This is a genomic window from Klebsiella sp. 1SOBk10mer (assembly GCF_046602535.1).
GTDB classification, from domain to species: Bacteria; Pseudomonadota; Gammaproteobacteria; order Enterobacterales; family Enterobacteriaceae; genus Klebsiella; species Klebsiella quasipneumoniae.
In genome coordinates, this window is record NZ_JBKIUP010000001.1 from 293,880 (window position 1) to 319,938 (window position 26,059).

The following is a 26,059-nucleotide window of genomic DNA, read 5'->3' on the forward strand; positions in this document are numbered from 1 at the left end:
TTTCAGCGTCTACAGTGCTGACGGTTATTATTTCCCCCTCCTCGCGCTATGCTTAAGGCTTCCGGCCCGCAGGCCGGCTCACTATTCTCAAAAGGATTGCCTGACCGATGTCCGTTTTGCATAAAAAAAGCGCCCGCTTGCGTGACGAAGAGCGCGCCCGTCTGATTTGGCTCTTGAGCACCGATAAAGCGGTGACCTCCGCGCTGCTGGGCAAACTGACGCTGGCCGAACGTTACGATGAAGGGACGCTGGCCGATGACCTGGCTGAAGTGGAAATGCTGGTCTCGCATCTGCCGCCGCCGGATCTCGCCGATGCGCTGGAAGCGCTCCCCTATGACGCCCGCACCGCGCTGTGGTGCCTGGTGCCCGACGATAAACGCGGCGAAGTGCTGCTGGAAGCTTCAGAAAACGTCTGGGGCGACCTCATCGATAAGATGAGCGACCACGAGCTGCTGCAGGCGATGCAGCCGCTGGATATCGATGAACAGGTTTACCTGCTGCAGCATCTGCCGCGCAATCTTACCGGACGGTTGCTGGCGACCCTGCCGGCTGAGAAGCGCGCCCGTATTCGCCAGATTATGCGCTACGCCGACAACAGCGTCGGGTCGATCATGGAGTTTGAGGTCATTACGGTGCGGCCGGAGGCCACCCTGGCGGCGGTCCAGCGCTATCTGCGGCGTCTCGGGAAAATGCCGGAGAACACCGATAAACTGTTCGTCACCACCCGCAATAAGCTGCTGCTCGGCGAGCTGGAGCTGCAGACCATTCTGCTCAACGATGCGCAGAAGCGGGTGGGGGAGGTGATGGAGGGCGATCCGGTCACCTTTCAGCCGCATGAAGAAGCGGAGAAGGTGGCGCGCACCTTCGAACGTGATGACTTGCTCAGCGCCGCCGTTATCGATGCCGATGGCAAACTGATCGGCCGTCTGACCATCGATGAGATCGTCGATGTGGTCTATGAAGAGACCGACAACGATCTGCGGCGGATGGGCGGCCTGAGCGATGAAGAAGATGTCTTCGCCCCGGTCAGCAAAGCGGTGAAAACGCGCTGGGCGTGGCTGGCGGTGAACCTGTGTACGGCGTTTATCGCTTCCAGGGTCATCGACGGCTTCGAACATACCATTTCACAGCTGGTGGCGCTGGCCTCGCTGATGCCGATCGTCGCCGGGATCGGCGGCAATACCGGCAACCAGACGATCACCATGATCGTTCGGGCGATGGCGCTGCAGCAGATCCAGCCTGGCAGCTTTACCTTTCTGATCCTGCGTGAAATGGGCGTTGCGCTGATTAATGGCCTGGTGTGGGGCGGGATCATGGGGGCCATCACCTGGTGGCTGTATGACGATCCGCAGCTTGGCGGGGTGATGACGCTGGCCATGATGCTCAACCTGCTGATGGCGGCGATGATGGGCGTGATAATCCCGATGGTCATGGTGAAGCTGGGGCGTGACCCGGCGGTCGGCTCCAGCGTAATGATCACCGCTATCACCGACACCGGCGGCTTCTTTATTTTTCTGGGTCTGGCGACGCTGTTTCTGATGTAGCCTGCGCTTTTGCTCGCAGGCGGCGGGGGATGATCGCCATCGCGACAATCCCCGCCAGCACGCCAATCGCCAGATTGCTGGTTCCCACCGTCGCGGCGACGGTCACCAGCATCACCAGCGTTTCCGGCCACGGATTGCACGCCAGCTCGCCCGGGCGAATGCTGTGCCAGCTAAAGGTCTTCACCGCCACGATCACCATCACCCCGGCCAGGACCGCCATCGGGATCTTCGCCATCACCTGGCTGAGCGCTGTCACCAGCAGGAGCAGCACCAGGCCGGCGATAACCGTTGAGAGACGGCTACGGGCTTTGCCCATTTCCACGTTAACGATAGTCTGGCCGATCATCGCGCAGCCCGCGATACCGCCATAACAGCCGGCGAGGATGTTGGCGATCCCCAGCCCGGCGCTCTCCCGCGATTTATTCGACGGCGTATGGGTCAGGTCATCCACCAGCTTAGCCGTCAGCAGAGACTCCATGAGGCCGACAAAGGCGATGCTGAGGGCGCACGGCCAGATTATCTGCAGGGTGGTCAGGTTCAGGGGAACGGTCAGGGCGGTGAACCCCGGCAGGCCGCCGCTCATTGACCCTTCATCACCCACGGTCGGCAGCAGCTGGCCGGTGGTCGCGGTATAGAGAGTGAGCGCGACGATGGCGATCAGCGGCGCCGGGATAGTCTTAATAAAGCGCGGCGCCCACAGAACGATAAGCAGCGTCAGGACGAACAGGCCGACGATCAGCGGCTGGCGGCTCCAGAAGTGCGGCACCTGGGCGAAGAAAATCAGGATCCCGAGGGCGTTGACGAACCCGGTCATCACCGCCGGGGGAATAAAGCGCATCAGGCGCGCCATGCCGCACAGACCAAACAAAATTTGAATCATACCCGCCAGAATGACGGCTGGCAGAATGTAACCCACGCCGTGCTGATGCACCATCGGGCCAATGACCAGCGCCACTGATCCCGCGGCGGCGGTGACCATCGCCGGGCGTCCGCCGAGTAGCGACATCGCCAGACAGAGCACGACGGAAGCAATCAGGCTCACCTGCGGGTCAACGCCGGCAATAACCGAAAACGAAATCACTTCAGGAATTAACGCCAGGGCGGTGAGCACGCCGGCCAGGACTTCGCGCGTCAGCAGCGACGGAGAACGAAGGATTGGACGCAGGTTGCCGGAAGCGGCGGGGTCTGAAACTGGGGGCATAAAAAAAGTTCGCAGATTATAAAAAAAGGAGGAGCGGTGTCAGGCCCTGCTTCCGTGCGGTCTGTCACAAAACCAGGGATGATAGCGCGGAATCTGCCAGGGCACCAGTACAAAAAGTGATTTTGTGTATACATTTATTAAACATTTTTATAACGGATCTCAAAACAGAACTTAAAATTTAAACAATATTTAAATTTTTGAGCTTCGGTGGTAACGTGAGGGGTGACAATCGTATCACCTGCGCTAAATAAAACAGCGAGTAAAGTAAGGCTCAAATCCGATGAATAAAAAGATGGCCGTACCACGCTCACAGGCGGTTGGTCCCAACAGCACTCGGACCAACACCCGCCATGAGCAAGAGACGGATGTATTGTTGATTGGCGGCGGCATTATGAGCGCCACACTGGGAACCTGGCTGCAGGAGCTTGAGCCAGACTGGTCTATTACCATGGTTGAGCAGATGTCCAGCGTGGCGGAAGAGAGCTCAAACGGATGGAACAATGCGGGTACCGGCCACGCGGCGCTGATGGAGCTGAACTATACGCCGCAGACCGCCAACGGCATCAATATCGACAAAGCGGTCGACATCAACGAAGCCTTCCACATCTCGCGTCAGTTCTGGGCGCATCAGGTGACGCGCGGCGTCCTGAACAAACCAAAATCATTCATTAACAGCGTGCCGCACATGAGCTTTGTGTGGGGCGAAGATAACGTCAACTTCCTGCGCGCACGTTATGCGGCGCTGCAGCAGAGCGAACTGTTCCGCGGCATTCGTTATTCTGAAGACCATCAGCAGATCAAAGCCTGGGCGCCGCTGGTGATGGAAGGCCGCGACCCGCTGCAAAAGGTGGCCGCCACCCGTACGGAAATGGGAACCGACGTCAACTATGGGGAAATCACCCGCCAGCTGATCGCCAGCCTGCAAAAGCATGATAATTTCTCCCTGCAACTGGGCACCGTGGTGCGTCGCTTCAAGCGCAACGCCGACAAGACCTGGACGGTGACCCTCGCGGATGCCGACAACCGTCGTCAGAAGCGGGTCATTAAAGCCAAATTTATCTTTATTGGCGCCGGCGGTGCAGCGCTGACCCTGCTGCAGGAAACCGGCATTCCGCAGGCCAAAGAGTATGCCGGCTTCCCGGTCGGCGGCCAGTTCCTGGTCTGCGAAAATCCGGAGGTAGTAAACCACCATCTGGCGAAGGTTTACGGCCAGGCCGAAGTGGGCGCGCCGCCGATGTCGGTGCCGCACATCGATACCCGTATTATCGACGGTAAACGCGTGGTGCTGTTCGGGCCGTTCGCAACCTTCTCGACCCGCTTCCTGAAGAACGGTTCGCTGTGGGATCTGCTGGCCTCGACCAATACCTCGAATATCCTGCCGATGCTCAACGTCGGCCTGGACAACTTTGATCTGGTGAAATATCTGATTAGCCAGGTGATGCAGAAAGATAAAGATCGTCTGGCCGCGCTGTGCGAATACTATCCGGAAGCGCGGAAAGAGGACTGGCGGTTGTGGCAGGCCGGCCAGCGCGTGCAGATCATCAAGCGCGATGCGAAGAAGGGCGGGGTACTGCGCCTGGGCACCGAAGTGGTCAGCGATGACGAAGGCACCGTCGCGGCGCTGCTCGGCGCATCGCCAGGCGCCTCCACCGCGGCGCCTATCATGCTGCAGCTGATGGAAAAAGTGTTTAAAGACAAAGTGAATTCGCCCGAATGGCAGGCCAGGCTGAAGGCGATCATCCCGACCTACGGTATTCGCCTTGATGGCAACCCGGCGGAGATTGAGAAAGCGCTGGCGTGGACCAGTGAAGTGCTGGAGCTGAAATATGAGCCGGCCGCGGCGGCGGATGAAGCTCCGCAGGCGGAGCTGAAGCCGCTGAGCGGCGGCAAGCCGATGGCGGACATCGCGCTCTGACAAAAACGGCAGCCTGCGGGCTGCCGTTGTTTTATTACTGATTTAATTGCGCGCCTTAGCGGATCTCGGCGTTGCCGATAGTCTCGTCGGCGCGCCAGATGCGATATTTTACATCGACATTAGTCGGCGTGTAGATGACGATCGGCAGCTTGCTGTTGTAGCGCAGCATAGCGTCATCGCCGAGGCCGGCAGTAACAAATTTCTTCGTTTTCTTGCCGTCCGGGCAGGCCATCATGGTGGATACCGGGCCGCTCAGCTTATCAAAGACATAGTAGTCATAACCCCAGCCTTCCAGGGTTTTGCTTTCCAGCTGCCCGCCAAAACGATGGTGGTTGCAGTCGACTTCCAGCGTCTGGCCGATCATCAGCTCAACCTTCAACGCCGACTCATCCTGCTGCTGCGGCAGCTGAATAACCTGACGCTTCATGCCTTTTTCCGCTTTCGGGAACGGCGCGACTTTTTCCAGCGGCTGGTCTGCGGCCAGGGCGCCGGCAGACATGCAGGCGGCGGTGAGCAGAGAAACGGCTAGCGTAGTGATTTTTTTCACGGTTGATCATCCTTTATTTTCGTTCCTGACAGGGATAGCCTATCATCACTTAGCTGAATGTTAAGATTTATTTACCATTTTTTGCAAAGTGAACAGTGTTATCTACTGGCAAAAGGGCAGCGTTCAGAGCGCAACAGAGGCGCTGGCGGGCCGCCAGACGCCTGCCGGAGAAGCTATTCAGTACGGCTATTTTTCGCTTCCTCAATAAACTCTTCATCGATTTCATCGGTGTTGCCAGCATGTTCCCGTCCCGACAGCAAATTCCAGCAGGCGATAAACAAGGCGGCGATCAGTGGCCCGATCACGAATCCATTGATACCGTAGATCTCCATGCCGCCTAAAGTGGCGATCAGGATCAGGTAGTCCGGCATCTTGGTATCCTTGCCCACCAGCAGCGGACGCAGAATATTGTCCACCAGACCAATCACAACGACAAAGAAGCCGACAATAAAGGCGCCCTGCCACAACTGGCCGGTAGCAAAAAGGTAAATAGCCGCCGGCACCCAGATAATAGCCGAGCCCACCGCCGGGATAAGCGACAGGAACGCCATCAGCGCCCCCCAGAGAATGCTGCCGTCCAGACCGGCGATCCAGAAGGCTAAGCCGCCCAGCGCCCCCTGCGCCAGCGCCACGGCGACGGTGCCTTTTACCGTGGCGCGGGCCACTGCGGCGAACTTAGCGAACAGGTGCTGCTTCACATAGCTGGATAACGGCAGAGATTCGAGGATCAACAGCACCAGGTAAGGTCCATCCTTCAGCAGGAAAAACAGTAGGTACAGCATGATGCCGAAGCTGACGGTAAAGCCAAAGGTCCCTTTGCCAATCAGAAACGCGCTGCCGGCCAGATACTGGCCACCTTTCAGGGCGACATCGGAGAGCTGCTGCTGGATCTGCTGCGCGCTATCAAGGTTATGTTCTGCCAGGAAGCTTCTGGCCCAGCCGGGGAGGTGGGCAATCAGGCTGGCGACCACCGTCGGGAACTGGGTATCGTTATGCTGCAGTTTGCTGTACACCACGTTCAGCTCGTAGGCCAGTGACGACAGGATAATCGCCAGTGGCGTAAACACGATAAGGCAGATAATGACGATGGTCATCAGCGCCGCCAGGCCATTACGCTCGCCGAGGCGGGTGCGAATTTTGTTTTTGACCGGATTAAAAATCACCGCGAGGATCGCGGCCCAGAGAATGGCGGAATAGTAGGGTGAGAGAACATCAAAAAAGGCCAGGGTTACAATGAAGACGATAAGGATGAAAAATCCTTTGGTAAGTCCATTAACTCTCATGTCATCCGCTCCTGCTTATGAGTCATACGGTCGAATAATAGATGCTACGACGTAATTTACCATCAGGATAGTCGTACTCTATACGCTGTGGTGCGGAAAGGGCACAAATTCAACGAGGTGGGGGACGGGCGTAAAAGAGAGACATAAAAAAACCAGCCTTAAAAGGCTGGTTTCTCTGGGATTTTTGGTCGGCACGAGAGGATTTGAACCTCCGACCCCCGACACCCCATGACGGTGCGCTACCAGGCTGCGCTACGTGCCGACGCGTGGGGAACAATATTACCCGTTCCCCAGGCGAATGCAAGCGGGTCGCGCGCGATTGATTCATAATTAATCAATCAGTTAGCGATAAAGCGTTTTTCGTCGGTCAGGACCTGCAGCAACAGGCTGAGCTGCGGTTTCTGATCTTTGATTTTCTCGCCGTCGCGGCTCCAGGTGGTGTAGGTGCCGTTATGGTTGAGGACCACGGTGATGGTCGGGGTGGTAATGGCCAGCGTATCGCCGTTGGCCGCGGTGACCCAGTTCCGACGCCGCGCGGCGCTGAACAGATCTTCACCCTGCGAATACTCATTGGCCGGCGTCGAAACGTGAAGCAGGCGCTGCATCAGCGTGGTCATCACATCTTTGTTATCGGTCAGGGTGGCAATTTCCTGGGCTGGCGTGCCCGGCCAGTGAATAACCAGCGGCACCTGCAGCTGCTCGCGCGACCAGTCGAATGAGTCGTGTTTGACGTTAAGCGGCTTGCCGTGGCCGCCGGTGATAATCACCACCGTATTATCGAGCTTGCCGGCTTCGCGCAGCGCGGTCAGCACCCGATCGATCTGGGCATCAACGTCGCCTGCCGCCTTGCTATAACGGCGGACAAAGTTCTGCTGCTGCGTGTCGTCGAGAGTGGTGCCATTCAGCGAGATCCACGAGAACCAGCGATTCTCATCCTGCGCGTAACGGTCCAGCCAACTGATCCACTGATTGGCGGTCTGCTCGTCGCTCTGGGTCTTCGCGCTCGGCAGCGAGAAGTCGGAGAGCAGCGCCTGGCGATACAGCGGGCTGCTAAACCCATCGGAAGAGAACAGCCCCAGCTGGTAGCCCTGCTGGTTGAGGGCGGTGATCAGCGCTGCGGGAATACGCGCCGAGAGGACACCGTCCATATAGGCTGGCGAAATGCCGTAGAACAGGCCAAACAGGCCGCTGTCGGCGGTATTGCCCGAGCTCATATGCTGGGTAAAGTTGACGTTTTCTTTGGCAAACGCCGCCAGCGCCGGCATCGTCTTTTCAAACCGCGAGTAGTTCAGGTTGTCGACGGTGATCAGCAACACGTTATAGCCCGCGCCGAGGTCGCGGTAGCGCAGGTTACTGAGCGGATACTGGACCGATACCGCCTCCGGCGCCCCTTGTTCCACCAGGCGACGCTGATAATCCTGGGCGTCGAGCAGGCCATGTTTCTCAAGGAAACGACGGGCGGTCATCGGATAGGAAAGCGGTAGATTCGCTCGCTGCATGGTGATCGGGCGATAGAAGTTGGCATCCGCCCAGATATAGACCAGGTGGCTGCTGACGAACGACAAAAAGAAGAACCAGGCCACCGGGCGGGCGTAATGGCGGCGGCGCGTCAGGCTGCGCAGCTTTTGCCAGCTCCAGGTGGCGAAGAGCATTTCAATCAAAAAGATGACCGGGACGCTGATAAACATCAGCTGCCAGTCGCGCGCCATCTCATTCTGGTCAGGGTTGATGACCAGCTCCCAGACCACCGGATTTAAATGAAGATGGAAGCGGGTAAAGACCTCGCTGTCTATCAGCAACAGCGTCATCCCGGCGGTGGCAAGGATCACCGACAGGAAGCGCATCAGGCGCTGCGAGACCACGATAAAGGTCAACGGAAAGAGGATCAGCACATAGCTGGTAAACACCAGGAAGCTGAAGTGCCCGACGAGACTGACGTACGAAAAGAGTCGTCCGGCAAGCGTCGTCGGCCAGTCGGCGACAAAAAGGTAGCGGCTGCCGAGCACCATGGCCAACAACATGTTGAACAGGGCGAACCAGTGCCCCCAGCTAACCATCTGGGAGACTTTTTCTCGGTAGGGCTGACGTAGAGTCACCATATACTGTTGCTGTTATCCTTAATGCGCTGGATCGTCGTTAATCGAAGATTGCAAAGCCTGCGCGAAAGAACGGGCGATGGCCTGACGCTGCGCCGGCGCGACGCTACTGTTGATCAGGTTGGTCACCATATTGCCTAACACCATCAGTGAAAGGTCAACCGGGGCTTTGTGTGATTCCAGGACGTTCGTCAGCTCGCTGAGCAACTGTTCGACCTGTTGATCGCTATAGCGGGAAATTTGCGGCATAAACTCAAAATCTGTTTGTTCGTGAAAGGGCAACATATTACCGTAGCAGCAGCTTTTTTTCCGCATTTTTTCGCCGCGGCGCAAAAGCGCACCGATCGTCAGTCATGACGTCGAAATGTGTGGCGCCAGTTGCGTCGGCTACCCGGCGGTGGTTGAATACCGCCCGGTCTAAAAGGAGAGTTTAACATGAGTCTGGATATCGACCAGATTGCCCTGCATCAGTTAATCAAACGTGATGAACAAAATCTGGAGCTGGTGCTGCGCGAGTCACTGCTGGAGCCGAACGCGACGGTCGTCGAGATGATGGCTGAACTGCACCGGGTTTATAGCGCCAAAAGCAAAGCCTATGGGCTGTTCAATGAAGAGAGCGAACTGGCGCAGGCGCTGCGCCTGCAGCGTCAGGGCGAAGAGGAGTTTCTGGCGTTCAGCCGCGCGGCGACCGGCCGCCTACGCGATGAGCTGGCGAAATACCCGTTCGCCGAAGGGGGCATTGTCCTCTTCTGCCAGTATCGTTACCTGGCGGTCGAGTATCTGCTGGTGGCGGTGCTCAATAACCTGAGCAGTATGCGCGTCAACGAAGAGCTGGATATCCGCTCGACCCATTATCTGGATATTAACCATGCCGATATCGTCGCGCGCATCGATCTGACCGAGTGGGAAACCAACCCGGAGTCGACCCGCTACTTAACCTTCCTGAAAGGGCGGGTGGGGCGCAAAGTGGCCGATTTCTTTATGGATTTCCTCGGGGCCAGCGAAGGCCTCAACGCCAAAGCGCAGAACCGCGGCCTGCTGCAGGCGGTGGACGACTTCGCCGCCGACGCGCAGCTTGATAAATCCGAGCGACAGAATGTGCGTCAGCAGGTCTATGCGTACTGCAACGAACAGCTGCAGGCCGGGGAAGAGATTGAGCTGGAATCGCTGTCCAAAGAGCTGGCTGGCGTCAGCGAAAAGAGCTTCCAGGAATTCACCGCCGAACAGGGTTACGAACTGGAAGAGAGCTTCCCGGCGGATCGCAGCACCTTACGCCAGCTGACCAAGTTTGCCGGCAGCGGCGGCGGTTTAACCATTAACTTCGACGCGATGCTGCTGGGCGAACGCGTATTCTGGGATCCCGCCACCGATACTCTGACCATTAAGGGCACCCCGCCGAACCTGCGCGACCAGCTGCAGCGCCGGACCTCCGGCGGCAACTAAGCGCCGCGCCCCGTCAGCGCGACCGCTGAACGGGGACGATCTCCACGCCGCGCTGCACCAGCTGCTGGCGCAGCGCGGCGTCGGGATCCCCATCGACGATAAGCGTACTGGCGAGGTTCAGCTCGCCGATGGCAAAGGCCGACGCGGCGTTGAGCTTTTCCCGGGAGGCCATCACCACGGTTTCCGCGGCCCTGGCCGCCAGCGCGCGCTTGATGCCTGCCTCTTCATAATCACCGGTGGTAAAACCCGCACGCGGGTGGACGCCGGTCACCCCCATAAAGAACACATCGGCGTTGATCCGCGCCATTCCTTCCAGCGTTTCGGGGCCGACGGCGACAACTGAATGCTTAAACACTTTGCCGCCAAGCAGGATCACCTCGATTCGCGGGTGATCGACCAGCGCCACGGCGATGCCGGGGCTATGGGTGACCACCGTGCAGCTGAGGTCGGCGGGTAAGAAGTCGATCATCGCCGCGGTGGTGGTGCCGCCATCGACAATCACCACCTGTCCCGGCTGGATCAGGGCGGCGGCGGCGCGCGCCACCGCCTGCTTGGAGGCGATTTGCACGCTTTTGCGTGTTTCAATAGGGGCGATGGCAGCGGAGACCGGCAGCGCCCCGCCGTGGACCCGCTGCAGTTTTCCTTCCGCCGCCAGCTCGCGCAGGTCGCGGCGAATGGAGTCCTCTGAGACGTTAAACCGCTGGCTCAGCTCCCCGGACATCACCTGTTTTTCCTCCGCAAGAATCTGCAGGATTTGCTGTTTTCGTTGACTGGCGAGCATGATTTTTCCTTCACGAGTGATCTTGTTTGTGCACGATTATGCATGTTATGGTGCCTGCTGTCATCTTAAAGGGGATATAACATGCAAACTCATGCACCGCACGTCCGCCACATTCGCGAGAAGCTGCTCTCTGATAACTGGTACACGCTGAAAAAATATACCTTTGAACTGCAGCGCCGGGACGGACGCTGGCAGGAGCAGAGCCGCGAGGCCTACGATCGCGGCAACGGCGCGGTCATTTTACTCTACAACCGGGAAAAGCGAACGGTGGTCCTGACTCGTCAGTTCCGTTTTCCGGTGTTTACTCACGGTCACGACGGATATCTCATTGAAGCGGCGGCCGGGCTGTTGGATAACGCCTCGCCGGAGGCGAGGATCGTTGCCGAAGCGGAAGAGGAGACCGGCTTTCGGGTGACGCGCATCGAGCCCGTCTTCACCGTCTTTATGAGCCCCGGATCTGTCACCGAAAAACTCTACTTTTTTATCGCCGAATATCAGGCCGATGACCGGCAGGGAGAGGGCGGCGGGCTGGCGGCGGAAGGTGAGGACATTGAAGTGCTGGAGTGGCCGCTGGCGCGGGCGCTGCAGGCCATTCGCGATGGCGAGATCATGGATGCCAAAACCATTATCCTGCTGCAGCACCTGGCGCTGAATGCCGACACGCTCCTCGCCGGCTGAGCGGCAAGGAGCTGGGGGGGTTAACGCAGCTCGCGGGCAATGGCGCTGTACATCAGCGCCGCTTCCAGCGGCTGGGCGTTAAAGGAGGGTTCCGCCTGCGGCCAGGTCGACCACTGGACGATCACCAGGTGTTCCGCGCGGTTCACCATGATCACCTGGCCGTAGATACCCAGCGCCCAGAGCGAGTCCTTCAGCCCTTCCTGCGGCGTCGGCTGGACGTTTTGCGCATTCGCCGGAATGGCGTTATTCCACCACTGATAGCCGTAGATACCTTCCGGATGCGCCGCCGAGACCGAGTTCAGCGCTGTGGTCCAGCTTGCGGCCTGATCGAACCAGCCCGCAGGCACCAGCTTTTTGCCGTTGCTTAACCGACCATCGCGGGCGACGAATTCGCCGAAGCGGCCCCAGTCTTCAAGGGTGGCGTTAAAGCCATGGGCGCCAACATCATGCTTCCCTTGCTGATAAGCATGCCATACGCCGTCGTGGGCCATCCCGGCGGGCTGCCACAGCGACTGCTCAAGCCAGGCGGCCAGCGGCATACCGGTGGCGCGCTCCAGGATATCGCCCAACAGCCAGGCGCCGCCGGAAGAGTAGGACCACTGCTCCCCCGCCGGATGCTGGCGCGCCAGGCCGGTGACGATCTTGCGCACGCAGGCATAGGCGCCGGGCTGCGCCTCGCACTGGGTCAGGCGGGCGAAGTGCGACTGCGGGTCGGTGTAGTCTTCATTCCATTCCACACCGCTGGTGTGCTGAATTAACTGCTTCAGCGTCACGCCGTCCCAGGCGGTGCCTTTCAGTTCGGGCTCATAAACGGTAATCAGATCATCGAGGGAGTGGATCTTACCCTGCTGAATGGCGATACCCACCAGCGTCGAGACCACCGATTTTCCCACCGAGCGTGAGGTCCACAGGGTGGTATCGGTGTTGCCGTCGCCAAGATATTTCCAGGCGACTTTGCCGTCTTTCAGCACCAGCATACCGCTGACGTTCTCGCGCTTCAGGTAATCCTGCAGGGTCCAGGTGTGGCCGTTAAGGGTATAGCGGGCATCGGTCAATTGTTTTTCAGCGCGTTCCAGCGGCACTGAGTCGCCGTGGCGGAAGACATCCCCGGCATAGTTGCGATAGTCATTGCGAAAGCCAATCACGCGTGAAGTCTGATCCCAGCTGAGCATGTCTTTGGCCGCGGGTAGCGTTTGATCGTAAGGCGTTGGGCAGACATCCAGCGTCAGGCCGCCGCAGTTTTGCGCCATTGCCGCCGCCGGCAGCGCCGCCAGGATTAACGCCAGGGCCAGTGGTTTTCTTATCATCTTCCTTTCCTCGTTTGCCATAGATTCGCTGCGCAGTATATAAATCGGCGCGCGCCGGCTAAAATCAGCACAGGGGGGATTTTCCCCCGTAAGGGAGAGAAGGATGAAAACCCTGCAATATTCTTTCGCGCAGATTGAAGCATTCGCCACCATCGCCGAGACCGGCAGCCTGTCGCGGGCGGCCATTCGGTTAGGTAAAGACCGAACCACGCTGCGCGATCTGCTGGACTATCTGGAAGACGCGCTGGGTTACCATCTGTTCAGCCGGGAAGGGCGTACCCTGACCTTAACCGACGAAGGCGAGCAGCTTTTTCGTCAGGCGCATCTGCTGTTGCGCCAGGCGCAGGCTTTCGAGTCTTTTGCGCAAACGCTGCCGCAAACCACCGGACAGGCGCTGCGTCTGGTGTACGATCCCTTTATCCCACGTGATTTTCTCTGCGCGCTGGCCGATACGCTGGCCCGGCGGCAGATCCGCCTGAGCTGCTGGAGCGCCTCGCGGCGCGAAGCCGAGCAGGCGCTGAGCGATGGCGTGGCGGATATGGCGCTGTGCCAGGCTAACAACCGCACGCTGGGGAGCGAAATGGAGTGGCGGGCGCTCGGCACCGTGGATCTGCGTTTCTACGCGGCGGACAGCCTGTTCCACGACGCTCCGCGGCCGCTGACGCTATTGAATCTTTCGTTGACGCCGCAGTTAGTGATGCACCGGCGCAGTGACGATCAGATTGCCCGCCGGCTGCAGATCTCCGGCCATACGCTGTATATGAACGAAATTACTCTGCTGCGCCATGCGCTGGAGCAGGGGAGGGGCTGGGGGTTTTTACCGGACCATTTGCGGCCAGGCGAGTGGCAGGGAGTCAGTGAAATCGCGACGGAGGTCGGCAGTCAGGGGCTGAACGTCACCATGGTGATGCTCTGGCTGCCCGGAATGAATAAGCACCGGATGCTTAGCGACATCGTGGACAAGGCGCCGGAGCTTTGGCGGCGCGGATAACAAAACGCCCCGGAGCCGAAGACCCCGGGGCGCTTGCCATACAACTTGCTATCGGCGATTACGCGCGAACGAAGTCGATGTGAGTCAGTTTCGGCTTGAACGCGTGGCGCTGAACAGCCTGAACTTTGACTTTTTCTTCTTTGCCATCAACCACGACGGTCAGAACTTCGCCGTAAAACTCAGCTTTGTCCTGCATGTTCCAAACTTTGTCGTGGTCCAGTTCGATAGCAACCGGAGCAGCTTCGCCACCGTAGATGATTGCCGGGAACTTGTTAGCTGCGCGCAGGCGGCGGCTCGCACCCTTACCCTGCTCTTTACGTACTTCTGCGTTGATAGTAAACATTGATGTCTCTCTATATATAAAGCCTGCTACAGGCGACCCAGCAACAGGCGGATTATCTGCTTTGCGAATGCAAAAGCGGGCGGCATTATAGCCGCCAAACGACACCCGGGCAATCAAAACCTCAGCTTTCGGGTGATTAACGCAGCTCGTTGGCGCGGCGAAAACGCCCCTGATAATCGAACACTTTTTCCCGCACCTGCCAGTACTGGCCTTTCATGCGGGCGACGACAAAGTCCGGATGGCGCAGCAGCGCCTGCTGGGCCACGATATCCGCCGGCGTTATCCAGCGCAGCGGCACCCCCGGCGTGCGGGTATGCGGGCGAATAAACAACTGCTCAAAGGCGGTACGCTGGGCGGGCGTCTGCAGACGGAAGCGCTCACTGACGTCGGCGCCGTCTTCATCGTAGTAGGTGATTTTCAGCCACGGGCCTTTCTCGTCGCCGCCGTGCTGCAGGGCCATGCCGCTGCAGCGTAGCACCAGCGCGTCCTTCAGCTTCAGCGCCGCCTTCAGCATATCGTCCGGGTCAACCAGAATGGTGTCGCACTCCCGGCAGCGGCGGGCGGCGATATCGTTTTCCGCGTTGCACTGCGGACAGTTTTTGAAGCGAAAGCGGAAGTCGCACTGTTCTCGGTGGCCGTCGTTATCTTCGAACCACCCCTGGCAGCGGCGGCCAAAGTGTTCAATCAAGGTGCCGTCGGCGGTGGTTTTGCCCCAGAAGGTATTGGCGAAGCCGCAGGCCGGGCAGAAGACCTGCACCGGCACGTTGTCGCTTTTACCCTTCGGCGTTCCCACTTCCGGGGCGTACAGGTCGTGCGGGTTGCCGGCGTAGTCGAGGATCAGGCAGTCGGTTTTTCCCGGCGCCAGGCGCAGGCCGCGGCCAACGATCTGTTGGTAAAGACTCACCGACTCGGTGGGGCGGAGGATGGCGATCAGGTCGACGTGCGGGGCGTCGAAGCCGGTTGTCAGCACCGCGACGTTCACCAGATAGCGATACTCCTGCGCTTTAAACGCCTCGATGATGCGATCCCGTTCCGGACCCGGGGTTTCCCCGGTGATCAGCGCCGCCTGGCCTGCCGGTAGCAGGCCGGTCACTTCCCGGGCGTGCTCCACGGTGGCGGCGAAGATCATCACCCCTTTGCGGCTTTCGGCGAACTCCACGATCTGGCTGACGATATGTGGGGTGATACGCTGCTGTTTTTTCAGCTCATGGTTAAGATCGGCTTCGCTGAACAGGCCGTTGCTTTGCGCCTGCAGGCGACTGAAATCGTACTGCACCACCGGCATATCTAGGCGCTCCGGCGGCGTCAGGTAGCCGTGCTTAATCATATAGCGCAGCGGTAGCTCATAGATGCAGTCGCGGAACAGGGCCTTTTCATCGCCGCGCACCATCCCGTGGTAGTGGAACTGATAGATCCAGCCCTTGCCAAGGCGGAACGGAGTGGCCGTCAGGCCGAGCAGCCGGATCTGCGGATTAACCTGCCGCAGGTGGCCGATGATCTGCTGATACTGGCTGTCGTCATCATCGCTGATGCGGTGGCATTCATCGACGATGAGTAGCGAAAATTCGCTGCGAAACTGGTCGAGATTGCGCGCCACCGACTGTACGCTGCCGAACACCACTTTGCCGTGGCTCTCTTTTCGCTGCAGACCGGCGGCAAAGATATCCGCCTCAAGGCCAAGGGCGCAGTATTTGGCATGATTCTGCGCCACCAGCTCTTTGACGTGGGCCAGCACCAGCACGCGGCCGCGGGCCAGGCGGGCAAGCTCGGCGATCACCAGGCTTTTGCCCGCGCCGGTGGGCAGGACAATCGCCGCCGGCTCGGTATGGCGACGGAACCAGGCGAGGGTGGCATCGACGGCTTCTTGTTGGTAAGGACGTAATGTAAAAGTCATGAATTCACGGGGCTAATTAACTCGCGAATAGTATGCCATGAATCTTTTCCCTTGAGTGGTGTTAAGAGCCCGTTATACTAGCCAGTGAAATTCTTCTTTTTCGGGCGATTTGCCCGCTCCAGCACTTTGACAGGCTAAAAAAATCTCATGCGACTTGATAAGTTTATCGCTCAGCAGCTTGGCGTCAGCCGGGCTATTGCCGGGCGTGAAATCCGCGGCAGCCGCGTTACCGTGGACGGCGACATTGTAAAAGATGCTTCCTTTAAGCTTCAGCCGGAGCACGAGGTGGAGTATGACGGGAACACGCTGACCCAGCAGAACGGCCCGCGCTATTTTATGCTCAACAAGCCGCAAGGGTACGTCTGTTCCACCGACGATCCCGATCATCCGACTATCCTTTATTTCCTCGACGAGCCGGTGGCGCATAAGCTGCACGCCGCCGGACGGCTGGATATCGACACCACCGGACTGGTGCTGATGACCGATGACGGCCAGTGGTCGCACCGCATTACCTCGCCACGCCACCATTGTGAAAAAACCTATCTGGTGGCGCTGGAAAGCCCGCTGGCGGAAGGGACCGCGGAGCTGTTCGCCAAAGGGGTCCAGCTGCATAACGAAAAAGATCTCACCAAACCGGCGGTGCTGGAAATTATCACTCCGACCGAAGTGCGCCTCACCATCAGCGAAGGCCGCTACCATCAGGTGAAACGCATGTTCGCCGCCGTGGGTAACCACGTGGTTGGCCTGCATCGGGAACGCATCGGCGACATCCAGCTGGATGAATCGCTGGCGCCGGGTGAATATCGTCCGCTGACGGAAGCGGAAATCGCCAGCGTGGGCGCCCCGCAGCCACGGAGTAAAACGTGACGCTGAAGCAGAATTCTTCACTGGGGATTGTGTTTATCCTTGGCCTGCTGGCCATGCTGATGCCGCTGTCGATCGATATGTACCTCCCGGCCCTGCCGGTGATCGCTGCCCAGTACCACGTGCCGGACGGCAGCGCGCAGATGACCCTCAGCACCTATATCCTCGGCTTTGCGTTGGGTCAGCTGCTGTACGGTCCGATGGCTGACAGCCTCGGCCGCAAGCCGGTGATCCTCGGCGGAACGCTGGTCTTCGCGGCGGCCGCGGTGGCCTGCGCCCTGTCGCAGACCATCGAGATGCTGATCGCCATGCGCTTCTTCCACGGTCTGGCGGCCGCGGCGGCCAGCGTGGTGATTAACGCCCTGATGCGCGACATCTATCCGAAAGATGAGTTTTCGCGGATGATGTCGTTTGTCATGCTGGTGACGACCATTGCGCCGCTGGTGGCGCCGATGGTCGGCGGGGCGGTGCTGGTCTGGTTCAGCTGGCATGCCATTTTCTGGATCCTTGCCCTGGTGGCCCTGCTGGCCTCGCTGATGATCGGCCTGTTTATCCGCGAAACGCTACCGGCTGAAAGGCGTCAGCCGTTCCACCTGCGCACCACGCTGGGTAACTTTGCCACCCTGTTCCGCCATAAGCGGGTCCTGAGCTATATGCTGGCGAGTGGCTTTAGCTTCGCGGGCATGTTCTCTTTCCTAAGCGCCGGGCCTTTCGTCTATATCAATATTAACCACGTTGCGCCTCAGCACTTTGGCTACTATTTTGCGCTGAACATTGTCTTTTTGTTCCTGATGACCATGTTCAACAGCCGGTTTGTGCGGCGGGTAGGGGCGTTGCGCATGTTCCGCGCCGGGCTGTGGATCCAGTTTGCCATGGCGGTGTGGATGGTGGTTTGCGCGCTGCTCGACGTCGGTTTCTGGTCGCTGGTGATCGGCGTGGCGGCCTTCGTTGGCTGCGTATCGATGGTGTCGTCTAACGCTATGGCGGTGATCCTCGATGAGTTTCCGCATATGGCGGGCACCGCTTCGTCGCTGGCGGGGACTTTCCGCTTTGGTATCGGGGCGATTATCGGCGCGCTGCTGTCGATGGCGACCTTTACCACCGCCTGGCCGATGCTGATCTCTATCGCCTTCTGCGCCACCAGCTCTATTTTCTTCTCGCTTTACGCTTCCCGCCGGCGAAAAATCGCACGCTAGGTCACATTTTCAGGGGCGAAATCGCCCCTTTCTTGATGCATGTCAACCGCAATGGGCTTCAGGGTTCTGTGATTTGTTTCCTTTATGTAAAATCAATTAGTGTAAAAAGTCGCATTGTTGCGATAAAAAAGTTGTTTTGGATCACAGAAACGGGTACATATAGCGCCAATCGGCTTGCCGGGTTAAAAAATAACACGCTGGAATATAAGCGCTTAACCCTGGTCCGACGCGGCTGTAAACGTTTTCTGCGTCTGAGCAGGACTATTTGTCAACAGTGTGTTAATATTGATGTAAATTTATTGTGAAGCCTTTTGCTTCCGGGGAAACCACGTGAATACACAACAACTCTCTATCGTACACCGTCTGCCGCAGAGCTATCGCTGGCTGGCCGGTTTTGCGGGTTCCAGAGTTGAACCGATTCCGCAAAACGGCGCGCAGAACGAAAACAGTCTCGTCGCCCTGAAACTGCTGAGTCCGGACGGTGAAAAAGCCTGGCCGGTGATGCATAAGCTCAGCCAGGCGTTAAGCGACATCGAAGTCGACTGTTCCGTTCTTGAGTGCGAAGGCGAACCCTGCCTGTTCGTTAATCTGCAGGATGAGTTTGCCGCCACCTGTCGTCTGAAAAATTTTGGCGTGGCGATCGCCGAGCCCTTCTCCGGCAATAACCCTTTCTGACCGTCAGCTTAGCGCCAGCAGCTGGCGGGTATACTCATGCCGGGGCGCGCTGAAGACGGACTGGCACTCGCCCTGTTCAACCACCACTCCCTGCCGCAGCACCATCACCTGGTGACACAGCGCGCGCACCACGCCTAAATCATGGCTGATAAAAATATAGGCCAGCTGATGCTTCAGCTGTAATGCTTTCAACAGATTCAGGATCTGCGCCTGAACGGTTTTATCCAGCGAGGAAGTCGGCTCGTCGAGGACGATCAGCTGCGGCTTGACGATTAACGCTCTGGCGATGGCGATACGCTGGCGCTGGCCGCCGGAGAATGCCGCCGGGTAGCGCTGGCGGCTGGCCGGATCGAGCCCGACCTCCTGCATGGCAAGGATTACCGCCTGTTCGCGTTCGACTGCCGTCAGCGTCGGCTGGTGGACGCGCAATCCTTCTTCAATAATCTGCTGCGCCGTCAGGCGCGGATTGAGCGACGAGTTCGGATCCTGAAAAACCACCTGCATTTGTCGGCGCAGCGGCAGCAGCTGTCGACGGTTACGCCCCTGAATCGGCTGACCGGTAAAGGTTATCCTGCCCTCGGATGAGATCAGGCGCAGCAGCGCCAGACCGGTGGTGCTTTTCCCCGAGCCCGATTCGCCCACCAGCCCCAGCGTCTCGCCGGCGCGCAGCTGAAAACTGAGGCTGTTGACCACCCGATGGTGATCGACAACCCGGCGCAGGATCCCTTTGCGAACAGGAAATGCCACGTTTAAATCGTCCACCTGCAGCAGCACCGGGGCATCGAAGGCCAACGGCACCGGCTCACCGTCCGGTTCGCTATCCAGCAGGCGTTGGGTGTAGGGATGAGCCGGCGCGCTGAACAGCGCTCGACAGTGATTGTGCTCCACGCAGCGGCCGTTCTGCATTACCGCCACCCGGTCAGCCAGCTGGCGGACGATGCTCAGGTTATGGGTAATAAACAGCATCCCCATGTTCAGCTCCAGCTTCAGCTCGCGCAGCAGCTGCAGAATTTGCGCCTGCACTGACACATCGAGAGCGGTGGTCGGCTCGTCGGCGATCAGCAGCTCAGGGCGCGTCAGCAGCGCCATGGCGATCATCACCCGCTGGCGCTCGCCGCCGGAGAGCTGGTGCGGATAGTCCGCCAGCCGCCGCGGCGCCTGTCGGATCCCGACGCGCTCCAGACAGTCTAGGATCTCCCCGCGCGCCGCCTCTTTGCGCATTCCCCGGTGTAACGACAGCACCTCGTAGAGCTGTTTTTCCAGGGTATGAAGGGGATTGAGCGACACCATCGGCTCCTGAAAGATCATCGCGATCCGGTTGCCGCGCACGCCGCGCAGGGTCGCCTCATCCGCATGCAGCAGAGACTGGCCATGAAAACGGATATCGCCGCTGGGGTAGCTGGCCGGCGGGGTAGGGAGCAGCCGCAGCACCGACAGGGCGGAGATGCTCTTACCGGAGCCGGATTCACCCACCAGGGCCAGCGTTTCGCCGACCGCCACCTCGAGCGACAGATTATGCACGACGGTCTGCGTCTCGCCCTGCTGGCGAAAGGCGATAGAGAGATTGTCGATAGCTAACAGCGGGTGGGTCATATTACACCGCCTTACTGGGGTCAAAGGCGTCGCGAACCGCTTCACCGATGAAAATCAGCAGCGTCAGCAGCACGGCGACGGAAAGAAACGCGGCAATACCCAGCCAGGGCGCCTGCAGGTTGTTTTTGCCCTGCAGGAGCAGCTCGCCGAGTGAGGGCGAGCCAAGCGGCAGGCCGAAGCCGAGAAAATCCAGCGACGTCAGGGTGGTAATAGAGCTGCAGAGAATAAAAGGCAGGAAGGTGAGGGTCGCCACCATCGCGTTGGGCAGCATATGCCGCAGGATGATCTGCCGGTCGCTGACCCCTAACGCCTGCGCCGCCCGGATGTAGTCGTAGTTGCGGGTGCGGAGAAATTCAGCGCGCACCACGCCCACCAGTGTCATCCAGCCAAACAGGACGGTGATCGCCAACAGCCACCAGAAGCCCGGCTGCACGACGCTGGAGAGCAGAATGATCAGAAACAGCGTCGGCATGCCGGACCAGACTTCGATAAAACGCTGCCCCCAGAGGTCGATTTTACCGCCGTAATAACCCTGGATCGCCCCGGCCAGCACCCCCAGCACGCTGGAGAACAGCGTCAGCAGCAGGCCAAAGAGTACCGAGATGCGCGTCCCATAGAGGATCCGCGCCAGCACATCGCCGCCGTTGGCGTCGGTGCCGAGCCAGTTGCTGGCTGAGGGCGGCGAGGGAAAAGGAACTGTGCTGGCAAAATTGATCGTCGTCGCGCCGAAGCGCACCGGCGGCCAAAGCGCCCAGCCGTGGCTGGCCAGCTGGTGCTGCAGCCACGGATCCTGATAGTCAGCGGCGGTGGCGAATGCGCCGCCGAAGGTCTGCTCGGTGTAGTTTTTTAATACCGGGACGTACAGCTGGCCCCGGTACTGCACCAGCAGCGGCCGATCGTTAGCCAGCAGCTCAGCCCCCAGGCTGCAGAGGAAGAGAATTAAAAACAGCCACAGCGACCAGTAACCGCGACGGTTGTGGCGAAAGCGCGCCCAGCGGGCCTGATTAACGGGACTGAAGAACGACATTAGCGGCCCTCAAAATCAATACGCGGGTCGACCAGCGTATAGCTAATATCGCTGACGATATTTAGCAGCAGGCCGATCAGGGTGAAAATATAGAGCGTCCCGAACATCACCGGATAGTCGCGGGAGACCGTCGCTTCATAGCCCAGCAGCCCCAGACCATTCAACGAGAACATCACTTCGATCAGCAGCGAGCCGGTAAAGAACATACTGATAAAGGTGGCCGGGAAACCAGCGATCACCAGCAGCATCGCGTTGCGGAACACGTGTCCCCAGAGGATCTGTTTCTCCCCGACCCCTTTGGCGCGGGCGGTGACCACATACTGTTTGCGGATCTCGTCGAGGAAGCTGTTTTTGGTCAGCATGGTCAGGGCGGCGAAGCCGCCGATCACCGTCGCCAGCACCGGCAGGGTGATGTGCCACAGATAGTCGAGGATCTTTTCATACCACGGCAGGGTGTCGAAGTTTGGCGAGACCAGACCGCGCAGCGGGAAAAGGTCGAAATAGCTGCCGCCGGCAAAAATCACTATCAGCAGGATGGCGAACAGAAAGGCGGGGATCGCATAGCCAATGATAATCAGCGTACTGCTCCAGATGTCAAAGCGGCTGCCGTTGCTAACGGCTTTGCGGATGCCCAGCGGAATGGAGACCAGATAGATGATCAGCGTGCTCCACAGCCCGAGGCTCACCGAGACCGGCAGGCTGTCTTTAATCAGCTGCAGCACGGAGGCGCTGCGAAACAGGCTGTCGCCAAAATCAAAGCGCAGATAATCGCCCAGCATCTTCAGGTAGCGCTCGTGCAGCGGTTTGTCGAAGCCGTAGCGGTGGGTGATCTCGGCGATGACTTCCGGATCGAGGCCGCGCCCGCCGCGATAGTGCCCCTCGCTGATATTGCCGGCGCCGGCGCCGGTGCGGGCATGGCTGGCGCCCATCCCGCCGTCGCCGGCGCCTGGCATTCCGCCGTGCTGACCAAATTCGATGGCGGCGATGGCCTGGTCGACCGGGCCGCCGGGAGCGATCTGTACAATAAAAAAGTTAATGGTAATGATGGCCCACAGGGTGGGGATCACTAACAGCAAACGGCGGATCAGGTAACTGCCCATGGTATGTCCTTAGCGTCTGTCCGCGGGGAGGGTGGCCGCTTTGTTCACGTCATACCACCAGGTATCAAGGCCGGACGAATAAATGGGGCGGGTTTTCGGGAACGAGAATTTATTCCACCACGCGGTGCGGTCCTGCGCCATATACCACATCGGCAACATATAGTGGTTCCAGGTGAGGACGCGGTCCAGCGCCCGGCCGAGCGGGATCAGCTTCTGCTTATTACCCTGCCACTGCAGGATCTGCGCAATCAGTTTATCTACCACCGGACTCTGCACCCCCGGCGCGTTGTAGCTGGAGTGAATATAGTCTGACGCCCAGGAGATTTGCAGGTCGGTCCCCGGCCAGGGCATGGCACGCCACAGGCTTGGCATCATGTCGTAATCGCGGCTGCGGCGGCGGTTGCTGTACTGCGAGTTATCCACCTGACGAATATCCATGACGATCCCCAGGCGCTGCAGGTTGTGCTGGAACGGCAGCACCCAGCGGTCATTGCTTCCGGCCGGCATCAGCAGCTCAAAGCGCAGCGGCTTGCCGGTGGCGGCGTAAACCCGGCGCTGGTTCTTCACCGTCCAGCCTGCCGCGTTGAGCAGGGCGTCGGCTTTGAGTAAGTTGGCGCGGTCAAAGCCATCGCCGCGGGAGACCGGCGGCTGGTAAACCTGACTGAAGAGCTCGGGGGGCAGTTCGTTTTTCATCGGCGTCAGCAGGGCCAGTTCGGCCGCGTCGGGCAGGCTGCGGGCGGCATATTCGGTGTTCTGGAAATAGCTGTTGGCGCGCTGATAGGCGCTGTAGAACAGCGCTTTGTTCATCCATTCAAAATCAAACGCCAGGGTAATGGCCTCCCGCACCCGGCGATCGGCGAATACCGGGCGCTGGATATTGAACGCCAGCCACTGGGTATCCTGCGCCGAGGTGTTGGCATACTCCTCTTTGATGATGTAGCCGCGGCTGAAGTTGCGGCCAACGTAGCGGGTAGCCCAGTTTTTGGCGACCGTCTCTTCCCGGCGGTCAACGGCCCCGGCTTTAAAGGCTTCAAAAGCGACGTTGTCGTCAAGATAATAGTCATAGCGCAGCGTATCGAAGTTCCAGCGACCGCGGTTGACCGGCAGGTCGGCCGCCCAGTAGTCGGCGACCCGGGAATAGGTAATATACTGTCCCATCCGCCAGGCGCTGATGCGATAGGGTCCGCTGGCCAGCGGCGGCTTTGACAGCGGGTCGCTAAGTTTGTGATGGCGCCAGAACGCCTCGGGCATCACCGGTAGGCTCAGCAGGCTCAGCATATTCTCTTTACCGGGCTGGCCGAGGTCGATACGCACAGTCAACGGCGCGATGGCCTTCACGGTGGTGCCTTTATAAAAGAGGCGGAACTGCGGCACCCCTTCGGTCATAAACTTCTTGAAGGTAAAAGCGACATCCTGGGCGGTGATTGGCGTGCCGTCGTGAAAACGGGCGCGGGGGTTGAGAGCGATCTCCATCCATGAATAGTCCCCGGCGTAGCGCGCCCGCTCGGCAATCAGCGGATAATAGCTCCCGGGCTCATCATCCGAAGTGGTGAACAGGGGATCGTAGAGCGCCTCAGTTCGTACCGCGGGATTGCCGCGCAGCGCATAGCGGTTGAAGTTGTCGAAGGTGCCGATTGCCGCCAGGGTGAGGGTACCGCCTTTCGGCGCCTGTGGATTGACATAATCAAAATGGCTGAAACCGGCGGCGTACTTGGGCTCGCCGATAATCGCGAAGGCGACGCTTTCCTGAATGGATTGCGCGTTAGCGCTCAGGCTAAACAGAGCAAGCAGAAGCAGAAAAAGTCGCGCATACATAGGCGGCAGAATACCCCGTCATAGCCGGCCCCCATGGCCGACTTCTGTTCCCGCATCATAAGTGAGACTTAACGCGTTGTGAAATAGTTCGCGGGTTCATCGTGCGCGGCCACCAGCGCCGCCAGCGACAGCGGCCGGCTGATCCAGTACCCCTGCAGGAAATGAACCCCCTGAGCGCGGAGCCACTCCGCCTGCTCCTGGGTCTCCACCCCTTCGGCGATGGTCATTAATTTCAGCCGGCGGCTGAGGGTCAGCACCGCATCCAGCACCGGCGAGGTAACAGTTTCTGTGCCAATCGCCTGCACAAAGCCGCGATCGATCTTCAGATAGTCGAAGTTATAGCGCTCAAGATAGATCAGCGCGCTATGCCCGGTGCCAAAATCATCAATCGCGATTTCGAATCCCTGGCGGTGGAGCCAGGCGAAGTTAGCCATCGATTTTTCTTTATCAATCATCGCCCGCTCGGTCACCTCCAGCACCACGTGAAAATGGCCGGCGGGCAGGGCGGCGGTGAAGCGCAGCATATCGTCGCGGAAGCTGTCGGCCTGCAGATGCGCAGGGGAAATATTCAGCCCCAGCTTGACGCCGCGCGGCAGAATACGCTGCAGCGCCGGCGCGTCGCGGGCGATCAGCGCCAGCAGGTGATCGGTCAGCGGCACGATCATCTGCTGGGTTTCCGCGAGGTTAATAAAGATGTCAGGCGGGATTTCGCCCACCACCGGATGGCGCCAGCGCATCAGAACCTCCACGCCCATGATCCGCAAGGTCTGAGCATTCACCACCGGCTGATAGACGATGTAGAACTGGTTGTTTTTGATCCCCAGGAGAATGGATTTTCGCGGATCGGATTTGATCGTCAGCACGTAATAGCAGAGCAGCCCCGCCAGCAGGCCGCACACCACCCCGAGCAGCAGAGCAAACTGCGTATTTTCCGCCAGCCAGCTGTTGGCATACAGGTAGACCTTCAGCGGTAAACCCTCGATCTGTGTCTGGCGGATCGGCGCGTCATGCAGCGTTTGCGGATCCACCAGCCGGTTACTGAAGGTGGAGATGGCGGTGTGATCGATGGCCAGCGCAATGCCGCTGAAATCATTCTGCCGTGCAGAATAGAGGATATACGGTGTGAGATTGGCGTTAATCGACACGAAAATGCCGCTGTTTTTATCACCAGGTTTTCCTACCCACAACGCCAGCGCCGCGCTCTTCGGCATCATCGGCGTGCCCGGCAAAATGGCCATATCAAGGGGTTTGCGGATATCAATGGCCGGGATCAGCTGGGTGAGGGGGGTATCCATGGCGCCGGTTGCCGAGGAGCAAAAGGCCACGCCGTTTTTGACCAGCAGAAAGGCGCGGACGTTAGGGCTGAAAGCGGCATGGGAGGTGAGCCCGGAGTCAATATTCTCGCAGGGCTGGTCCACCAGCGGCTGCAGGCCGTCGATGGTCTGCCGCAGGTCGTGAAAGTAGCTCTTCAGATAGGTATTAACGTTGTTGATAATGGCGTCGAAACGCTCCGCCCGGTTATGGTAAATCACCATAAACTGAATGCTGCCGGCCAGTAGCGCGACGATAACTCCCACGCACAAGCTGGTTATCCAGGTTTTACGCTGGGGCGAAAAGTAGCGAGTCAGCATAGCTATAGTCTTTCCGTGTTATTGATGCGCAGCAACGGGTTGTCAGTCGTCGTTTTTCTCATTCCCACTTAAAAGACATAGCTTATTTTGCGTCGTTCAGAATCAGGTGGCAAAAAAAAACACTGCCGGGGCAGT

General features: G+C 59.1%; 22 protein-coding genes and 1 tRNA gene. 8 read left to right on the forward strand and 15 right to left on the reverse strand.

All coding sequences use genetic code 11. The features are described 5' to 3' along the window. The first annotated feature begins 107 nt into the window (after nt 1–107). Nucleotides 108–1,544, forward strand: a complete 1,437-nt coding sequence (gene mgtE / locus ACLH1I_RS01360; protein ID WP_004201674.1) for a magnesium transporter — start codon at nt 108–110, stop codon at nt 1,542–1,544. Here the strand turns inward: mgtE and ACLH1I_RS01365 are convergent. Further along, on the reverse strand, nt 1,507–2,745 hold the full coding sequence (locus tag ACLH1I_RS01365) for a SulP family inorganic anion transporter (protein ID WP_080838101.1): 1,239 nt from the start codon (nt 2,743–2,745) through the stop codon (nt 1,507–1,509). The two genes, mgtE and ACLH1I_RS01365, sit on opposite strands and share 38 nt — an antisense overlap. 280 nt (nt 2,746–3,025) lie before the next feature. Here ACLH1I_RS01365 and mqo point away from each other — a divergent pair, with 280 nt between their 5' ends. Further along, nucleotides 3,026–4,660: a malate dehydrogenase (quinone) gene (mqo, locus tag ACLH1I_RS01370; RefSeq protein ID WP_064794903.1), complete on the forward strand. Its 1,635-nt coding sequence runs from the start codon at nt 3,026–3,028 to the stop codon at nt 4,658–4,660. A 55-nt stretch (nt 4,661–4,715) separates the two neighbouring features. Here mqo and eco read toward each other — a convergent pair whose 3' ends face one another. The 5 genes from eco to ACLH1I_RS01395 form a co-directional block, all read right to left on the reverse strand. Beyond that, nucleotides 4,716–5,207 (reverse strand): serine protease inhibitor ecotin, encoded by a 492-nt coding sequence (eco, locus tag ACLH1I_RS01375; RefSeq protein ID WP_004201671.1) that lies wholly within the window; start codon nt 5,205–5,207, stop codon nt 4,716–4,718. 173 nt (nt 5,208–5,380) lie between these two features. Then, nucleotides 5,381–6,490 carry an AI-2E family transporter gene (locus ACLH1I_RS01380; protein WP_004201670.1) on the reverse strand — a complete coding sequence of 370 codons (1,110 nt, stop codon included), beginning with the start codon at nt 6,488–6,490 and terminating at the stop codon, nt 5,381–5,383. A gap of 185 nt (nt 6,491–6,675) precedes the next feature. Further along, nucleotides 6,676–6,752: transfer RNA gene (locus ACLH1I_RS01385), tRNA-Pro, on the reverse strand. Nucleotides 6,753–6,828: 76 nt separating this feature from the next. Next, complete coding sequence (gene yejM / locus ACLH1I_RS01390) at nt 6,829–8,589, reverse strand: LPS biosynthesis-modulating metalloenzyme YejM (protein ID WP_004201669.1); 1,761 nt, start codon at nt 8,587–8,589, stop codon at nt 6,829–6,831. Between the two features lie 18 nt (nt 8,590–8,607). After that, nucleotides 8,608–8,835, reverse strand: coding sequence for a YejL family protein (locus ACLH1I_RS01395; RefSeq protein ID WP_004195346.1), 228 nt, complete (start codon nt 8,833–8,835; stop codon nt 8,608–8,610). 186 nt (nt 8,836–9,021) lie between these two features. Between ACLH1I_RS01395 and yejK the strand changes: the two genes are divergently transcribed. Continuing rightward, nucleotides 9,022–10,029, forward strand: a complete 1,008-nt coding sequence (yejK, locus tag ACLH1I_RS01400) for a nucleoid-associated protein YejK (RefSeq protein WP_004144267.1) — start codon at nt 9,022–9,024, stop codon at nt 10,027–10,029. Nucleotides 10,030–10,042: 13 nt separating this feature from the next. On the opposite strand, the gene ACLH1I_RS01405 is transcribed toward yejK, so the two are convergent. Beyond that, on the reverse strand, nt 10,043–10,810 hold the full coding sequence (locus ACLH1I_RS01405; RefSeq protein WP_017899307.1) for a DeoR/GlpR family DNA-binding transcription regulator: 768 nt from the start codon (nt 10,808–10,810) through the stop codon (nt 10,043–10,045). An 81-nt stretch (nt 10,811–10,891) separates the two neighbouring features. Here ACLH1I_RS01405 and ACLH1I_RS01410 point away from each other — a divergent pair, with 81 nt between their 5' ends. Beyond that, complete coding sequence (locus tag ACLH1I_RS01410) at nt 10,892–11,488, forward strand: NUDIX domain-containing protein (protein ID WP_017899308.1); 597 nt, start codon at nt 10,892–10,894, stop codon at nt 11,486–11,488. Between the two features lie 20 nt (nt 11,489–11,508). On the opposite strand, the gene ACLH1I_RS01415 is transcribed toward ACLH1I_RS01410, so the two are convergent. Continuing rightward, complete coding sequence (locus ACLH1I_RS01415; RefSeq protein ID WP_017899309.1) at nt 11,509–12,795, reverse strand: serine hydrolase domain-containing protein; 1,287 nt, start codon at nt 12,793–12,795, stop codon at nt 11,509–11,511. A gap of 103 nt (nt 12,796–12,898) precedes the next feature. Here ACLH1I_RS01415 and ACLH1I_RS01420 point away from each other — a divergent pair, with 103 nt between their 5' ends. Further along, on the forward strand, nt 12,899–13,786 hold the full coding sequence (locus ACLH1I_RS01420; protein WP_017899310.1) for a LysR family transcriptional regulator: 888 nt from the start codon (nt 12,899–12,901) through the stop codon (nt 13,784–13,786). 58 nt (nt 13,787–13,844) lie between these two features. Here the strand turns inward: ACLH1I_RS01420 and rplY are convergent, their stop codons facing one another. Together rplY and ACLH1I_RS01430 are read right to left on the reverse strand one after the other, a co-directional pair. Beyond that, nucleotides 13,845–14,129 carry a 50S ribosomal protein L25 gene (gene rplY / locus ACLH1I_RS01425; protein ID WP_004201664.1) on the reverse strand — a complete coding sequence of 95 codons (285 nt, stop codon included), beginning with the start codon at nt 14,127–14,129 and terminating at the stop codon, nt 13,845–13,847. A 136-nt stretch (nt 14,130–14,265) separates the two neighbouring features. Further along, nucleotides 14,266–16,023, reverse strand: a complete 1,758-nt coding sequence (locus tag ACLH1I_RS01430; protein WP_017899311.1) for a DEAD/DEAH box helicase — start codon at nt 16,021–16,023, stop codon at nt 14,266–14,268. Nucleotides 16,024–16,170: 147 nt separating this feature from the next. Here ACLH1I_RS01430 and rsuA point away from each other — a divergent pair, with 147 nt between their 5' ends. From rsuA to ACLH1I_RS01445, 3 genes are all read left to right on the forward strand, one after another. After that, entirely contained in the window at nt 16,171–16,890 is a 720-nt protein-coding gene (rsuA, locus tag ACLH1I_RS01435) for a 16S rRNA pseudouridine(516) synthase RsuA (RefSeq protein WP_004201662.1), read from the forward strand. Then, nucleotides 16,887–18,083, forward strand: coding sequence for a Bcr/CflA family multidrug efflux MFS transporter (locus ACLH1I_RS01440; RefSeq protein WP_004201661.1), 1,197 nt, complete (start codon nt 16,887–16,889; stop codon nt 18,081–18,083). Before rsuA ends, ACLH1I_RS01440 begins: the two co-directional genes overlap by 4 nt. A 330-nt stretch (nt 18,084–18,413) precedes the next feature. Then, nucleotides 18,414–18,758: a YejG family protein gene (locus tag ACLH1I_RS01445; RefSeq protein ID WP_002912974.1), complete on the forward strand. Its 345-nt coding sequence runs from the start codon at nt 18,414–18,416 to the stop codon at nt 18,756–18,758. Nucleotides 18,759–18,761: 3 nt separating this feature from the next. Here ACLH1I_RS01445 and yejF read toward each other — a convergent pair whose 3' ends face one another. The 5 genes from yejF to ACLH1I_RS01470 all read right to left on the reverse strand — a co-directional run bounded on the left by yejF (nt 18,762) and on the right by ACLH1I_RS01470 (nt 25,924). Next, entirely contained in the window at nt 18,762–20,351 is a 1,590-nt protein-coding gene (yejF, locus tag ACLH1I_RS01450; protein WP_151628805.1) for a microcin C ABC transporter ATP-binding protein YejF, read from the reverse strand. Nucleotide 20,352: 1 nt separating this feature from the next. Beyond that, nucleotides 20,353–21,378: a microcin C ABC transporter permease gene (locus tag ACLH1I_RS01455; protein ID WP_017899313.1), complete on the reverse strand. Its 1,026-nt coding sequence runs from the start codon at nt 21,376–21,378 to the stop codon at nt 20,353–20,355. Beyond that, a complete protein-coding gene (locus tag ACLH1I_RS01460; RefSeq protein WP_151628803.1) occupies nt 21,378–22,478 on the reverse strand; it encodes a microcin C ABC transporter permease YejB in 1,101 nt (366 codons plus the stop codon). The genes ACLH1I_RS01455 and ACLH1I_RS01460 overlap by 1 nt, the downstream gene beginning before the upstream one ends. Before the next feature lie 9 nt (nt 22,479–22,487). Next, complete coding sequence (locus ACLH1I_RS01465) at nt 22,488–24,293, reverse strand: extracellular solute-binding protein (RefSeq protein WP_049116734.1); 1,806 nt, start codon at nt 24,291–24,293, stop codon at nt 22,488–22,490. Nucleotides 24,294–24,361: 68 nt separating this feature from the next. Beyond that, nucleotides 24,362–25,924, reverse strand: coding sequence for a cyclic di-GMP phosphodiesterase (locus ACLH1I_RS01470; protein ID WP_004201655.1), 1,563 nt, complete (start codon nt 25,922–25,924; stop codon nt 24,362–24,364). Between the last annotated feature and the right edge of the window lie 135 nt (nt 25,925–26,059).